Annotated in this window: 12 protein-coding genes; 11 read left to right on the top strand and 1 reads right to left on the bottom strand. The window is 34.0% G+C overall.

Going from position 1 to position 14,926, the window contains the following annotated elements:
- Window positions 1-54: 54 nt before the first annotated feature.
- From VBD025_RS02740 to VBD025_RS02725, 4 genes are read left to right on the top strand one after another with little or no spacing between them, the layout of a single operon-like run.
- A complete protein-coding gene (locus VBD025_RS02740; protein ID WP_430789084.1) occupies window positions 55-900 on the top strand; it encodes a TnsA endonuclease C-terminal domain-containing protein in 846 nt (281 codons plus the stop codon).
- The gene (locus VBD025_RS02735) at window positions 884-3,001 is read left to right on the top strand and encodes a Mu transposase C-terminal domain-containing protein (protein ID WP_430789082.1); all 2,118 of its coding nucleotides are present in this window, start codon (window positions 884-886) and stop codon (window positions 2,999-3,001) included. The genes VBD025_RS02740 and VBD025_RS02735 overlap by 17 nt, the downstream gene beginning before the upstream one ends.
- Window positions 2,988-4,601 carry an ATP-binding protein gene (locus tag VBD025_RS02730; RefSeq protein ID WP_430789080.1) on the top strand — a complete coding sequence of 538 codons (1,614 nt, stop codon included), beginning with the start codon at window positions 2,988-2,990 and terminating at the stop codon, window positions 4,599-4,601. The genes VBD025_RS02735 and VBD025_RS02730 overlap by 14 nt, the downstream gene beginning before the upstream one ends.
- Window positions 4,598-6,448: a TnsD family transposase gene (locus VBD025_RS02725; RefSeq protein ID WP_430789078.1), complete on the top strand. Its 1,851-nt coding sequence runs from the start codon at window positions 4,598-4,600 to the stop codon at window positions 6,446-6,448. Before VBD025_RS02730 ends, VBD025_RS02725 begins: the two co-directional genes overlap by 4 nt.
- Before the next feature lie 58 nt (window positions 6,449-6,506).
- On the opposite strand, the gene VBD025_RS02720 is transcribed toward VBD025_RS02725, so the two are convergent.
- Window positions 6,507-7,220, bottom strand: a complete 714-nt coding sequence (locus VBD025_RS02720; RefSeq protein ID WP_430789076.1) for a hypothetical protein — start codon at window positions 7,218-7,220, stop codon at window positions 6,507-6,509.
- A gap of 193 nt (window positions 7,221-7,413) precedes the next feature.
- Here VBD025_RS02720 and VBD025_RS02715 point away from each other — a divergent pair, with 193 nt between their 5' ends.
- The 7 genes from VBD025_RS02715 to VBD025_RS02685 all read left to right on the top strand — a co-directional run bounded on the left by VBD025_RS02715 (window position 7,414) and on the right by VBD025_RS02685 (window position 14,344).
- Complete coding sequence (locus tag VBD025_RS02715; protein WP_430789074.1) at window positions 7,414-8,085, top strand: hypothetical protein; 672 nt, start codon at window positions 7,414-7,416, stop codon at window positions 8,083-8,085.
- A gap of 38 nt (window positions 8,086-8,123) precedes the next feature.
- Window positions 8,124-9,257, top strand: coding sequence for an XRE family transcriptional regulator (locus VBD025_RS02710; protein WP_430789072.1), 1,134 nt, complete (start codon window positions 8,124-8,126; stop codon window positions 9,255-9,257).
- Between the two features lie 118 nt (window positions 9,258-9,375).
- Complete coding sequence (locus VBD025_RS02705) at window positions 9,376-10,206, top strand: hypothetical protein (RefSeq protein WP_430789070.1); 831 nt, start codon at window positions 9,376-9,378, stop codon at window positions 10,204-10,206.
- A 295-nt stretch (window positions 10,207-10,501) separates the two neighbouring features.
- Window positions 10,502-11,344: a hypothetical protein gene (locus VBD025_RS02700; protein WP_430789068.1), complete on the top strand. Its 843-nt coding sequence runs from the start codon at window positions 10,502-10,504 to the stop codon at window positions 11,342-11,344.
- Window positions 11,345-11,348: 4 nt separating this feature from the next.
- Window positions 11,349-12,242, top strand: coding sequence for an SMODS domain-containing nucleotidyltransferase (locus tag VBD025_RS02695; protein WP_430789066.1), 894 nt, complete (start codon window positions 11,349-11,351; stop codon window positions 12,240-12,242).
- Window positions 12,235-13,863 carry a HesA/MoeB/ThiF family protein gene (locus tag VBD025_RS02690; protein WP_430789064.1) on the top strand — a complete coding sequence of 543 codons (1,629 nt, stop codon included), beginning with the start codon at window positions 12,235-12,237 and terminating at the stop codon, window positions 13,861-13,863. The genes VBD025_RS02695 and VBD025_RS02690 overlap by 8 nt, the downstream gene beginning before the upstream one ends.
- A complete protein-coding gene (locus VBD025_RS02685; RefSeq protein ID WP_430789062.1) occupies window positions 13,850-14,344 on the top strand; it encodes a hypothetical protein in 495 nt (164 codons plus the stop codon). Before VBD025_RS02690 ends, VBD025_RS02685 begins: the two co-directional genes overlap by 14 nt.
- Window positions 14,345-14,926 lie beyond the last annotated feature (582 nt).

Here is a 14,926-nt window from a genome sequence, read left to right as displayed (position 1 = left end):
TTATGACGAGTTTCTTCTATAATAATGTGTTGTTATTTTAAATGAGGTGGAAAGATGATTCGAGAATGGAAAGATTCGACTATCAAGCGATTCTTGAAAGAAGGACGGGGGCAGGGTGAAGGTCAAGAATATAAATCTTGGTTGCAAGTTCAAGATATAGCCTCCCAGGGAAGGTCATCACGCACATTTGGTTTTACGTCTCAAAGAGTACACCATTTATTGAGTGATTTGCAATTGTATTATTTCTATTTGTTGGAATTTGATGACCAGGTAATTGATATTCGAGAGCAATTTCCTCTCCTGGACTTCCATGAAATGAACGTTCCAGTAGATCAAGAACTTGAAAAGAAACTATTTAACTCAAAGACAAATGTACCTCATGTATTTATTGTTCCCTTTATGGTAACAAGGATTGATCAGGACGGTAATCCCTTTTATGAAGCGAGAGTAATTAAATCATCAACTGAACTTGCAAAAAAAACCACAATCTCTCGTTTGGAATTGTTAAGGCGATATTTCGAACAGAAGCAAATTGACTTTGGAATTGTAACAGAAAAGGAAATTAATAAACAGTTAGCTCGAAATACTGGTTGGGTGCTTACTGCATATGACATACAGGATTATCCAGAGTTAATAGGAAACCTTGCTTTCCTGAAAAAAGATTTGAAGGATTATCTGACTAACCCAATAGAAACTTTCCAGAGTATTATCCAAAGGATAGAAAAGTCTTATCAATTAGATGAAGGATTAGGGTTAATCCTATTAAAACATCTTGTCGCAACAAAGGAAATTCAGATGGAATTGAATCAGAAAATTGACCTGTCAAGGAGGGTTGAAGAATATCGTGTCCAAGTTTCAAATTTAGAAGCGGATGGTGAAAATCATGCAGTTAGTGGTTAATGAATTGTTACAAAGTAAACATGATCAGAACAAATTGGAACGTATCGTTTGGGTAGATTATCTAAACAAATGGTGTTACTTAGTGAACATTAATAAGCCTTCTTTTCCATACCGTTTAAAAGTAAACGATATTATACATCGGTTAGAAACAAAGGAGCTTGAAAAGGTTCAAGAAGACCCTTTGTTTATAAATGTAAAAGATGCTGAACTAACGGATGCAGAGAGAAAAAAACAGGATGAAGCGTGGGGCATAATACAAGAAATTTATTTGACACCAGATATTTTTCTGCCAAAACAGAGATGGAAATTAATTAAGAAGGCGAGTGATAAATTTGCCGTAAGTAACAAGACCATCTATAACTACTTGATTAAATATTGGGCAAGAGGAATGATAAAATCCTCGCTTTTGCCCGACTACCATCTTATAGGTAAAGGTAAACGTGAATATAATCAGAAAACAGGAAGACCTGCCGTTTACTCTTCCTCAATAAAACGAACAAATGTTAATGAGGAATGGAAAAAAATATTTCGGGCTTCTTTAGAAAAATACTACTTTATCCGATCTAAACCCTCTTTGAAATATGCGTACCAGCAAATGCTCAAAGCATATTTTTCTATTAAGAGTAACGAAATGGATTATAAGGTGCTAAATGTAGATAAACCGATTCCTACTTTTGACCAATTTTACTATTGGTATAGAAAATGGAACAAACCAGAGTATGCCATTTATAAAAGGGAAGGAAGAAGAGAATTTTTGCAAAATCATCGTGCTATTACGGGGTCTGCAACGGAGGATGCTATGGGAATTGGAGTATATGCCATCGACGGAACGGTTGGGGATATATATTTGGTTTCAAGTTTGGACAGGAATAAGGTAATCGGTCGCCCTTTGATTTACTTAACGGTGGACATATTTTCCAGATGCATCGTTTCTGTGTATGCAGGAATTGAGAATATGTCTGGCGATTCGCTAAGATTAGCTCTTGCTAATGCGTTTAGTAATAAAAAGGACTTTTGTAAGACAAAGCTCAGCATGGAGATTGGAGAACAAGATTGGCCGATTCATTATCTGCCACATACATTATTGGCTGATCGTGGAAGTGAATTGATATCAGACGAACTAACAAGTTTGGTTGAAAATCTCAACATTAAAATTCAAAATACTGGGCCATCAAGACCTGAGCTAAAGGGAACTTGCGAAAGGTTCTTCCAAACCCTTCAGTCCCATCTCGCCCCCTTCCTCCCTGGAACAGTACAAAAAGATCATATTCAACGAGGAGGTCAGGATTACCGCAAAAAGGCTGTTTTAAATCTTAGAGAATACTCGCAAATACTGGTGAGATGTGCGTTGTATTACAACAATGGTCATTATTTAACAGATTACCCACTAACAAAACATATGATAGAAGCGGGAGTACCCCCAAACCCATTAAAAATTTTTGAATGGGGGTTGAAAAGTGGAAGTGGTCTACTTAGATCCTTGAATTATGATCAAATCAGAAGTAATGTGTTTCCTAAAAGCCAAGCAACAATTGATTCTAAAGGAATCTCTTTTAAGGGTCTCTATTATAGTTGTCAAACAGCACTGAAGGAAAAATGGTTTTCCACAGCACGGACAAACGGTTCATGGAAAACAGAAATAAGGTATGATCCACAGGACATGTCACAAATATATATGCATAAAGACAGAAAAAACTACGAAATTTGTACGTTAATTGAACACTATGAGATATACCAATCAGCAAGGATAGAAGAGGTAATGGATTTAAAAAGAAGCAAACGTCAACAAAAAGCTGAATTTCAAGAAACTGAAATGAATGGCAAAATTAAATTAGCACAAGAAATTGAAGAAATTGTAAGACAAGCTAAAGAGGAATCTAAAATAGAATCCAATAACGGAAATCTTTCAAAAAATATTAAGGATATAAGACAAAATCGGAAAACAGAGCAAGAATTAGTACGTGAAGCAAATAGAGCAAAAAGTCAATCTCATATTAAAGCAAAAGAAAATGATTCTATCACTATATCTTCGAAACAAGTGAAAAACATTGATCTATTCCGTCAGAAACAGAAGGAAGGTCTAAATCATGAAAATCATTGAATTAGCTAATGGTACTCAGGCACAAGTTGCTGAATACAAGGAGCAGAGTGATATTTTAGAGTATCAGAATAACCCTTTGATTGAGGCCCTACCGCCAATTTATTCTAATCAAAAAGTGATAGATCATCTGAGTGTGTATCCACCCTTTAATAATGAAGAGAGATATTTGGATAATCATAAAAGGGTTCATTTTATACAAAGGTTATTACGCTATTATCAACCGTTGCCGATACATTTGCAGATACAATCATCAGTTGATCGACTTTTGAAAGCAGGCTATGTATCTCGCAATCCAGTTCACAATACTTATGCACAGGGGTTTGTGGATAACTGGAATAATATACAAAATAAATCTATTGATAAAGATGTCATTCAAACAGGTCAAACAATGAGTATAGTAGGGGTTAGCGGGGTTGGGAAGACGAGAACATTGCAACGCATCTTGGGAATGTACCCCCAAGTTATATCACACACATTATATAAAGGTAAACCACTAAATCAGTACCAAATTACACACTTGACCATTCAAACACCTTTTGACGGATCAGTTAAGACAATCATTTTTGATTTCATGTATCAGATTGATTTACTAATGGGGACAGATTATTTTAATCGTTATGCAAATAGTCGTCTTTCAACAAGCCAATTGATGCCGATTATGGCACAAATTGCGAAGAGCGTGAACCTCGGAATATTAATCATTGATGAAATCCAACATCTAAAGGCCGTAAAATCAAAGAGTTCTACACAGGTTTTAAATTTTTTTACTACACTGATCAATACCGTAAACATTCCATTAATAATGGTGGGAACGCCAAAAGCCATGGATATCCTACAGACACAATTTAGACAGGCTCGACGGAATACCAATGCGGGAAATGTAATGTGGAATCGTATGGAAAAAGATGAACTTTGGGATCTTTTTGTTCAGGGGATGTGGCAATATCAATGGACAAGAGAAGAGACACCTTTCAGTGAGGAATTTTCTTCCTTGCTTTACAATATCTCGCAAGGTCTCTGTGACATATGTTTAAAAGTCTACATGATGTGCCAACTTCGTTGTGTCAGTAGCGGTAAAGAAAAGATAACAATTCCATTAATGCAACAAGTTGCTGAGGAAGAATTAAAAATGGTTCAACCTATGTTATATGCTCTAAAAACCAATAATTATAAGAGACTTGCAGACTATGATGATATATCGTTCCCTGATATTGAAAATTATATAGAGGGTGAGCAGATTGTTATAAATCAGAACCAAGTTATGGAGTCTCTAAAACAGGGAGTAGATCGAAAGAATCAACAATCAAAATTAGTTGATGACGCCGTATTTCGATTGGGTATTCTTGGAATTGAAGATGATGTTGCAAGAGCAACAATATCGAATATCATTGCTCAAAATAGCGAAATTCAGGATTTATCTCTAATTGTGCAAAAGGCGTTTCGACTTCTAACTACGCAAGAAACAACTGACAATAAAGTCGATGAGAGTGACTTTCGGAAGGTTATAGAACAAGGAAAAGAAAAGGAACTTACTGCATATCAAGCATTATATGAAGCAGGCGTTATTAAACAAGATTATCCTCTGGATGATATGTTATGATTTTGCAGTTTCCGACTCCATATCCAGGAGAACTTTTATATAGTACAATTGGTCGCTACCATTTACGGTCAGGGAATGTCTTCTTGAAACATACCCTGGAAGATTTATTTGGGAAAAGAACGATTACTGCATCTGCTTTGCTACCTTCGGGGATTCACTCTCTTATAAGACGTCTACCAGAAAGCACTACTATAGATGAAAAAATGCTAATTGATAAACATACTATGTATCCGTTTTACTCAGCTTTTTTAGGGGAAAAGGCTAAATCCATTTATCAAGCGATGCTTAGCGAAGATGGGAAGGCTATTTACATGCAATCGGGCATAATGGCAAGTTCCATACCACAAAATAAACATTTTAAATATTGTCCAGCTTGTTTTAAAGAGGCTCTAAATGAATATGGGGAATTGTATTGGCAACGCCTACATCAGTTTCCAGGACAATTGATTTGTCAAAAACACAGATATTGGTTGGAGAATAGCACCGTTCCAATTAATCATTCAAATAAGCATAGCTTTTTGTTGCCAACCCTAAGCAATTGCGATTTAACAAAAGAAAACAAAGTAGATGAAAATACCCTGCAACAATATGTGGATTTTCTAAGACAGGCAGAGCAATTGTTAGATGGAAACCATAAACATAAAGATTTTATACATTTTACAGATTTTTATCGTAAGCATCTAATTGAAAATGGGTTTGCAAGTATAAACGGAAAAGTGTTTCAAGAGAGATTACATGAAGCCTTTCGAGCTTTCTATCCTGATAGATTCCTTGATAATCTACATGCTAATGTGAAATCAAAAGATTCATGGTTAGCCTCTATTACTCGTAAACATCGAAAGTCCTTTCATCCCTTTTATCACATACTCTTGTTAAATTTTCTGGGGTTAGATGTTAATGATGTTTTTCAAGCAACCTCGTTAAAAGTTGAACCATTTGGAAAACCTCATTGGCCTTGCTTGAATATAGTTTGTCCGAGATTCAGAAAAGATGTTATTAGGGCGGTTTCGATTAGAATCTGTGAGAAAACGAAAGAGCCTATAGGGAGGTTCTCCTGCAAGGAGTGTGGTTTCACTTATACAAGAAAAGGTTTGGAACAAAATGTAGAGGATCGATTTAGATACACCAGAATTATGGACTTTGGCTTTCTCTGGAAGAAGGAGTTAAGTTCATTGATTGAGGATCAGTTAAGTTATAGAGAAATAGCCCGTAGGTTACATGCTGATCCTAATACGGTGATTAAGTATGCAAAAGCGGGGGCGGATGAATCCAGGTCTAAGGAACCTTCGGATGCAATTATGGCTGATTCAGTAGAACGTAATCGCCAAATTTGGTTGAAACTGCAAGATGACCATCCGAATTTATCAAAAACAGAAATGAGGAACCAAAAGCCTTCTACGTATGCCTTTTTGTATAGAAATGATAAGGAGTGGCTACATAATAATTCACCTACCTTACAAAAAAGAAAGAGTGAAAAAAAGCGAGTGAATTGGAAGAAAAGAGACGTAGAAATATTAGATGGGGTTAAGAAGGCAACAAGGGAACTTAGGAACAGAAATGGAAGGCCGAAGAGGATAACGATTAAAAGTATTGCGGTTGCAATTGGGGAAAGAGCGGTATTAGAGCAACATTTAGATAAGATGCCGAAAACAAAGGTATTCATTAATAATGTTTGGGAATCAGACAAAGAGTTTCGCCTCCGTAGGGTAGAGCATGTGATTCAAGAAATGAGGGAAGCGGAAGATGTGATTAAGGCTTGGAAGGTGTTGAGAATGGCAAATATTAAAACAAAATTTATCAATGAGGTTACAGATTATATTGAGGAGCAAATTAAAGATAGAAAATAATCAAATATTACTTTGAAAAATGAGATTGAAATTATTTTCAATCTCATTTGCATTTACATTACCAATGGTCGCAAAGGGTTGCTCTTGTCATAGCATGAATACAGTTAAAATAAAAGGATAATTCTTTTATAGCATTTGTTATATCCTTTAAATCTACCTTTGTACTAACATGTGCTTGTACAAGTTCTTCGTCATCATTAAAAATAAGCAATGTACTTTTTGACTTAAATTGATTAAGTACATCTTTGGGATCAACCTTTTTGACACCAAATTTCTTACTATCAACATTTTTGTTTTTAGTAAAAGGATATCGAAAAAAAGTGCTATCAAAATCATAACCTTTAATTAAATCAACGTATCTCTGGTTGTCAGGGTTAATGATGTTCCAATCTCCTTTTGGTGCTTTTTCTACTAATAGACTTTTGTTGTTTTCAATTAGTTGCAAGTAATAACGATAAAGCGTTGATATGTCGTGACACTTTGTAATTTCTCTCCATTGATTCTTCTCTGATTTTATTAATGGCAAATCGTTATCGAAGGCCACTTCTCCATCTTTATACGGCAATTCCAATTTCCTATGAAAAATCGTGATTAGTGATTTTAAGAAAAGTTCGACGGAATGTCTATATAGATATAAAATCGGCATTTCTCCCGTATATATACTATCATCATAATTTTCATCGAGAAACAAAGCCGTTTGTCTGAAATTTGATGCTGTAACGCCAAAACCTAAGTCTATGTGTGTTGCTATGTCTGTCATCATATATTTCAAAAGAATCCCCCTTTTAATGAATTATACCATTACAAATGATAAGTATTAGATTCCCAAAAATCATTTGATTATTTTCAGTAATTTATTCCGAAAAACTTTATCTTTTTAGATATATATAACAATATACTTGACAAAACAAAATAAAAAGTAAATAATAGATTTAATTAATCTTGAAAATAGTGGGTGTGGTTGAATGGACAAAAGAATTGAAGAATGTATGCTTAAAGATGAACAAAGAGGTCTAATTTTGCAGGGTATTAAGAATGGAAAAGATAAGATTCGGGAGATATCATTATTGCTTGAAGAAACTACAACTAAGAAACACGCTCCTTTTATGCTTTATGACTATGTTAATACTTATGTTGAAAAGATAATATTGGACAACCCTCATACACAAATGAAAGTATATACAAGAAAAGCAGGGTGGCATCCATATATAGTAGTTCATGATGCCGTAAGAAATATTTTTATATTAGTGTTAAAACTTCCAGAAAAGAAATACATTTTTGAACGAAGTGGATATCGTGAGGAATTTTCTTTATCTAATTTCGATCGACTACTTCAAGCGGGTATACCAGAAGAAGAGTTATTTGAGCAGGAAACACACCAATATTCGTTAGACCTTGGTATTGAAAACCAGCCGTTTGGGATTGTAGTTTGCTATGATAGTAAGAGTGATGTTGTTTTTGAAGGTGCTTTAAAACCTGACCAAGAAGATTGGATTTACAAGGAAGATATAACAGAATACATCAACATTAACAACAACGACCTCGTAAAATTAAATAACTACAGTTTATCCGATATTAAAACTAATCTTAAAGATCGTAAAGAGGATGACGACATTGTTATTAAGCTAAAAAAATAATCCATCTTAGAATTACTAAATTAGTTAGGAGTAACGTCATGAAAGTTGAAAATGAGCCAAAGTTTAATCCGAAACGGTTAAGAGAAGCAAGGTTAATAAGAGGTTTAACAATAAAAGAATTTGCAGAAAAAATTGGTGTAACTAAGCAAGCGGTATCACAATTTGAGCTTGGGGATCATACACCTAAGACGGAAACAATGATGTCGATTATAAATACTTTAAAGTTTCCTAAAGACTTTTTCTATCAAGAGTTTAAAGAGCAATTTGTTGGAAATACGTTCTTTAGAGCTAATGCTACAACCACTAAGAAAAGTAAGGAAAGGCAATACAATAAAACATTATTAGCAGGATACATTTATGAATATTTATCCGATTATATCGAGTTTCCAGAATTAAATCTACCTGATATAAGCAGTTTCGATTCGGAATGGGATAATGAGTCAATCGAAGAATTGGCTCTTAAAGTACGGGAACATTGGGGGCTTGCGGATAAACCAATAACAAATATAGTTCATTTATTAGAAAAAAACGGAATAATGGTATTCTCAGTGGACACCGATAGTCAAAAAGTAGATGCATTCTGCCAACACCGTAAAGGTCGACCTTTTATTTTTCTCGGTAATGATAAACAATCAGCCTTTAGAAGACAGTTTGATGGCGGGCATGAGTTGGGGCATATATTGATGCACAAGGATATTGATAATCAAGATGTCCTTAGTAAACCAGAATTTAAATTAATAGAAAATCAATCAAATAGGTTTGCTTCTGCATTTTCATTGCCTGCAGATGCCTTTGCAAAAACTGTTACCTCTACATCTTTGCTACACTTTGTTGAGTTAAAAAAATATTGGAATGTATCTATTGCGGCCATGATATATAGATGTTTAGACCTAAATATTATTGATGAAGGAAAATATACTTCATTGCAAAAGCAAATTTCTATGAAGAAAATAAGAAAGAAGGAACCTCTTGATGATGTTTATCCATTACAAGAACCTGTAGTTCTAAAGAAAAGCATTTTAATGTTATTAGAGAATGATGTAAAGAATGAAAAACAATTAATTCAAGAAATGTCCGTACCCCAGGAATATATAGAAATGCTGTGTAACCTTGATAAAGGAACACTTAATTATAATGAGCCAGAACCAACCATAAAGTTAATTAAGAGATAGAAATTTAATTATTTCAGAAACACGAATACCTAAAGAATTCATTGAGTATCACTATCAATTAAATTTAGGATGGATGGATCAATATTTTGCTATTTAAAATAGTTAGGGTGTTGGGTGGATGTTGAAATTAGAAGAATATTTAGCACGACGTAAAATAGAGGACAAATTAAATGAGTTTGATGTAGAAGAACGTATGGAAAATATGAGAATCTGTGTTAACTATGTATTTGAATATTTTAATCAGTATCTTCAAATTGATGAAATGGAACAAAAAACGTTTATAAATAATGAGAGGCTGGAAAAGTTCAGAAAGCAATTGCATCCATATGATCAGGACGTTCAGGATTGGTTGGTGAGTATTTATGATGATCATGAAAAACATTTACATCGCTCTGTCATAAGCATTATAAAGAAAAATAATTTATTCCTATTATATTTTAAAGAGGACGAGTTTAGATCCTGTTCATATGATTGCTATTCAGAGCTTATCAAAAAGAATTCCTATTTGAGAGGTCAAACTGAAATGCTTTTTAGATTTATAAAAAATTATCACCGTATTCAAAGTCAAGGAAACACTGGACAATCGCCAGTATTTTTGACGGAAGAAATTGATGAATGGGTAAATAATACATGGGCTAAATACAAAGTAAATATTTGGGCATTTGTGTCTGACTATGCAAATAGATTTTTTGATGACGTTTCTATGTGGCCAGTTAAACATAGAATAAAAACAAATGAAGACTGGATGCCTTACGATTATGATTATAGGCAAAAAAATAATTTGTTTAATTTAAACATGCTGTACCCTAAAATTTCAAAAAATCCTTTTATTAGAGGGAAAAAACAATTTCTCGAAAATATGTTGATGTATGAGTGGCTACATAGCATTGTTGGTGACGAAGAGAATTATTGGGAAGAGTATTTCTCGAATTATGTAAAGGATATTTAATACTCTATTAATAATTCTGCGTTTAACATAGAATAGGTGTACAGGCTAACCAGTCTTTAACCCTGTTTAATGTATTGCAGTCTCTCCATGTTGGATTTTCTCAATGAGTTCCAGAGGATTTTATAGATAATTCGGATTTACAAATTAATTATTCATTTTTTATTTGGTAGAATTGATAGTAAATAGAAATATTTGGGGTGGTAAGTTGAAAAGCAACATTGAAAAGGTGTTCGGGATATTGCTCATACTCCTATTAGCCTTCAATTTTTTCTTTTTATTGCACATTAATAATGCAATGAACGAAAAGCAGGAGCATTTAGAAGAAAAACTTGTCGAGTTAAGTAGTCAAATCGGTGATCTGCAAGATGACGATGACAATTCTACAACAGAAAATGGTAATGCTGATAAGACAATTGAATTTCTTAAACAGCAATATACAAACTATAAGGATTTTGCAAATAATGATCGAGAAAGTTTCATGAACTTAGTCAGTTTATTTTTTGTTGCTTTAGGCGTTTTAGTAACAGGGGGAACAATAGTTCTTTATTGGGTTTTTGGTCAAACTAAAACAGAAGTTAAAGAGAATGCTAACACAACAATAAAGAATTCTGTTAAGGAAATCGAAGAAGAAACAAAAAATAAGATAAAAAGTTTAATTGATCCTACAATTGTAGGCTTTGAGGAAAAATACAATGAGTTAGAGCGTTTTATGGAAAATCAACATTCCATTCGAAAAAGTAGGGTTGTATTTTTAACCCCAGAAAGAAAAAAAGAGGAAACGGAGAGCCTTGAAGTAGCCAGGATTCGTGAAATAGTAGGGGAAGCACAAATAATGGGTTTAGATGAATTCGAAGAATTCGAGACAAAAATAAATAATAGAGAAATAGATATTATTATTTATAGATATGAATTAAATGGAAACGAACAGGAAGAAATAATACGGAAATATATTCAGAAACTGCAAGAATTAGACCTAAACATACCAGTAGTAGTTTATGCCACTTTTAAAAACAGGGTTATTGGGGAGGATGCTGAAATAATTAATTCTTACCCTTATTCTGTTTTGGCAAATATGCCGACAAGCCTAACAAGCAATATGATGTCTTTAGCAAATATAGTATCATATGAGAGGAGATAGAATAATGACCATAATTGAGTATCTTGAATCATTACTTGAAGAAGAAAAGGTTTATGATAAAGATAAAGAAGAAATTAAGAAAAAAAGGGATGAAGTAGAAACAGCAATAAGAGGGGAATTTGGCGATAAAGTTAAAACGGTTAAATACTCAGGTTCTGTAGCAAAGCATACTGCAATTAATTCAAGTAAAGATTTAGATCTTGCGATCCATTTCAAGAAAAATTCATTTGATACCCTAAAAGAAATGTATGATGATGTATTTGATTTTTTAAATGATAAGTATAATGTAAGAAAACAGAAAGTGTCCATTGGATTGTCAGATTTCGATGTAGATGTAGTCCCTGGTCGTCGTATAGATGAAGAGGATGAAAGTAATAATGACGTGTTTTTATGTCGGTCTGATGATGAAAGTCGAATTAAAACAAACATTGAAAAACATAAGTCTCACATTACAGATAGTGGATGTCGCAATGTAATTAAACTCATGAAAATTTGGAAAAACAAGTGGAATGTGAAGTTTAAATCATTTGCGATGGAATTGTTGGTTATACAGGCATTAGATGATTCCTCGGTATCAGGATTGAAAGATCGAACCAAAGAGGTATTACAATATATTGTGGACAATATTGAAGATATAAACCTAATTGACCCTGCCAACTCAAATAATAACGTTGCAGATGTAATTGAATATCACAAAAAACTATTTATGAAAACCACAGCATCTAATTGTTTAAGTTACTTAGATGAGGCAAATGATGACAGTGACAGTCAATTAACAGCTTGGAAAAAGGTGTTTAATAACTTCTCGGGATTAACTAACAATGACTATACAAGTTCAAGTGTTGTAAAGAGGAATACGTCTGATTGGGGGAGGCAACCAAATAGGAGACATGGGTGAAATACAATTATGGTATAAAGAAATGCCAGAAGTTTTTGAAAGAGAGAAGCGGATACTTGAATCAAGAGGATTCTTATTAAAACAACATAGTAATACGATTGAATTTACTGGTAATTCATCAGTTTTAAAAGAGTATCCACTAAGGATTATATATCCTAATGGATACCCTTCTTTTCCCCCTACTGTGATCAGTGAAGTAAAAGATGAATTAGTTTTAAAAAGCCACCAGAGAATACTAAATAAGGTGCTGTGTTGTTTTGGCTTTGCGTCAGAAAGATGGAGAGCCGATTTTACAGCCAAAGAGGTTCTGCAAGAGGCCGAAGAACTAATCGTTAATTTTTCTCCATTAACAATTGATGGGGACTCTGAGGTTTATGATGAAAGTGTGCCAGAACCAATAGTGAATCAATATAATTATGCTGACGGTGGTTTTTTAATACCGACTCCATTTGGTGATATGTCTTTTAATGAGTTAAAGGATACAAATGAGGGTACGATTAATTACTCTACCAAGCAAAAACGAGGAATAATAACATCCCTTGATTTACAGGGTGAAAACAAGATTGCTGACGATGGATATAAAGGTTGGTTTAAAGGTTCAACAATGTATAGATCCAAAATCTATAAAGTCTTTAATCCACCCCCATTAACCACAACAAATATTAAGTCATGGTTATTGGAGAATGACATCCGTATTAATCCAAATAGAAATCATTTTTTATTTTTTGTTTTTGAAGATGAATGGGGAAAAAAGGGTAATAAAAGAATGGCGTGGATAGCCCTAAAAATCCTTCAAGGAAACGCCTCTTGGATTCAATGTTATTTAGTAAGTGAAGATGATACTGAAATTCGAACTCCTCATGGATCTCTGATACGGGAAAAGGTGGTAACTGTGGTAGGAGCAGGCTCTTTAGGGTCAATTGTTTCAACTACTTTGGCACAAGAAGGAGTCCAGAAGTTTTATTTGTTTGATTATGATACTTATGAACCCTCAAATGCAATAAGACATCAAGTTAGACAATATTGGTTTGGGCTATCTAAAGTTAATGGTGTTTCTGAACGTATAAAGGAGTTATCACCAACGGCAGAAGTCGAAGTGTATAATGTGGCGGTAGGTAGCAGTAAAGATCAAGGAAACTATCAAAAAGTCAATAAGGCATTAGCAAATTCCGATATAGTTGTAGACACTACAGGAGAACATGGTGTGTCTCATTTTTTAAACAGATTTTGCGTTAAAAATAAAATTCCTTTAGTTATTGGTTCCGTAACAAATGGAGCATGGAGCTGTGAGGTTGTAAAGTATATCCCTAATCATTCTGGATGTTGGGGTTGTTGGAACAGAAGTTATGGTTATCGGAATCCACCAAGTTCTCCAACAGGTGAAATGCAATTTGCTCCTGGATGTGATCAACCAACATTTATTGGAGGAATATCAAGTATAAATATTGCGGGTGGGTTAGTTTCTCACGCTATTATAGACACTTTATTAAATGTGGATTTAGATGCAAAACACTATATTTTGTGGAGTGAAAGAGATTGTAGAGGGAATCGTAATTATGACGTGGAATATTTGAAAAACCCTGCCCTTGAGGATTGTGAAGTGTGTAATGAAAATCACTAATGTTCTATTTACAGAAAACAGTATATCCGATATTAATAAAATTATTAATCAACATGAACTTGTAACAGAAGTGGGAGGGACACTCGTAGGTTATCAACAAGATGGTCATTTAGTTATTACACATGCCTCTTATCCTGGCGAGAACGCAAAGATGTCCTATGATTCAATTGAAATCGATGGTGAATATGCAACAAAATATTGTAATCAACTTAATGAGTTATCGGATAACAGATTATATTTCCTGGGGGACTGGCATACACATTTATCTGATAACCTTAATCCAAGTAATAAAGATTTGGTTGCTATGAAATGTTTATCAAAATACGTCCCTGCTGAATATAGGGACTCGATAATTACAGTAATTGTTAATCATTATGATCCTTTAAAAATTAAGGCATATTTTCTTCATAAAGGTAAAAGGTTGAAAACAATTTCAAATTCTAAGATTCCTAATCCTGCATGGGTTAAGGGATTTATTTAGTTATCCCTTCTCCTTCTTTCCTTAATCCTTTACTCTATTATGTCTCCCTTAAACTCTTTTTTACAATCTGTAACTCACTCTTACAATCTTTAACAGAGTTTTGCAATGAAGGAGAAGCAGATGACAGCATTTTATGTAACCTGAATCAGAATCGGGAGCGTACCAACGGTACGCCATCTCGGTTCTTTTTTGTTTGAAGAAGGCGTGAGAAAATGCCTGAAAAAGCAAGCGGGAGTAAGAGAGATAAGGTGTGAGGATAAAGGTTGGTAGGAAGAAAACGGTGTTAAAAAGCATGAGAAAAGGCATGAAAAATCCCTTTCCTTTCTCCTCAATCCTTAACCCTATTCTGTAAAACTTAGTTACAATTTCGGATCAGTAAATGCGTGAATTTCACCTGATTTCTGTAAGAAATTGCGGTTTTCTTTGTAAAACATAGTTTCAGATTGGAAGGGTGGAAAAAGGGTGTGAGAGTAAGTGGGGTAAGGGATTGTGGGGGATGGGGTGGTTTTGTAAAACTAAGAAACAAAGGCACATAAGTAGATGAGCATTTTATGTAGTACCGTGTTTATGGAATTACGGCCC

It is taken from the genome of Virgibacillus flavescens (genome assembly GCF_050574275.1).
Classification (GTDB): Bacteria; Bacillota; Bacilli; order Bacillales; family Amphibacillaceae; genus Virgibacillus_F; species Virgibacillus_F flavescens.
This window is presented reverse-complemented; position numbering and strand designations above follow the sequence as displayed.

Coding starts and splice junctions, on each gene's coding strand:
- VBD025_RS02740 (WP_430789084.1), top strand. CDS start 55: ATGATTCGAGAATGGAAAGATTCGACTATCAAGCGATTCTTGAAAGAA.
- VBD025_RS02715 (WP_430789074.1), top strand. CDS start 7,414: ATGGACAAAAGAATTGAAGAATGTATGCTTAAAGATGAACAAAGAGGT.
- VBD025_RS02700 (WP_430789068.1), top strand. CDS start 10,502: ATGAACGAAAAGCAGGAGCATTTAGAAGAAAAACTTGTCGAGTTAAGT.
- VBD025_RS02710 (WP_430789072.1), top strand. CDS start 8,124: ATGAAAGTTGAAAATGAGCCAAAGTTTAATCCGAAACGGTTAAGAGAA.
- VBD025_RS02695 (WP_430789066.1), top strand. CDS start 11,349: ATGACCATAATTGAGTATCTTGAATCATTACTTGAAGAAGAAAAGGTT.
- VBD025_RS02730 (WP_430789080.1), top strand. CDS start 2,988: ATGAAAATCATTGAATTAGCTAATGGTACTCAGGCACAAGTTGCTGAA.
- VBD025_RS02735 (WP_430789082.1), top strand. CDS start 884: ATGCAGTTAGTGGTTAATGAATTGTTACAAAGTAAACATGATCAGAAC.
- VBD025_RS02705 (WP_430789070.1), top strand. CDS start 9,376: ATGTTGAAATTAGAAGAATATTTAGCACGACGTAAAATAGAGGACAAA.
- VBD025_RS02690 (WP_430789064.1), top strand. CDS start 12,235: ATGGGTGAAATACAATTATGGTATAAAGAAATGCCAGAAGTTTTTGAA.
- VBD025_RS02725 (WP_430789078.1), top strand. CDS start 4,598: ATGATTTTGCAGTTTCCGACTCCATATCCAGGAGAACTTTTATATAGT.
- VBD025_RS02685 (WP_430789062.1), top strand. CDS start 13,850: ATGAAAATCACTAATGTTCTATTTACAGAAAACAGTATATCCGATATT.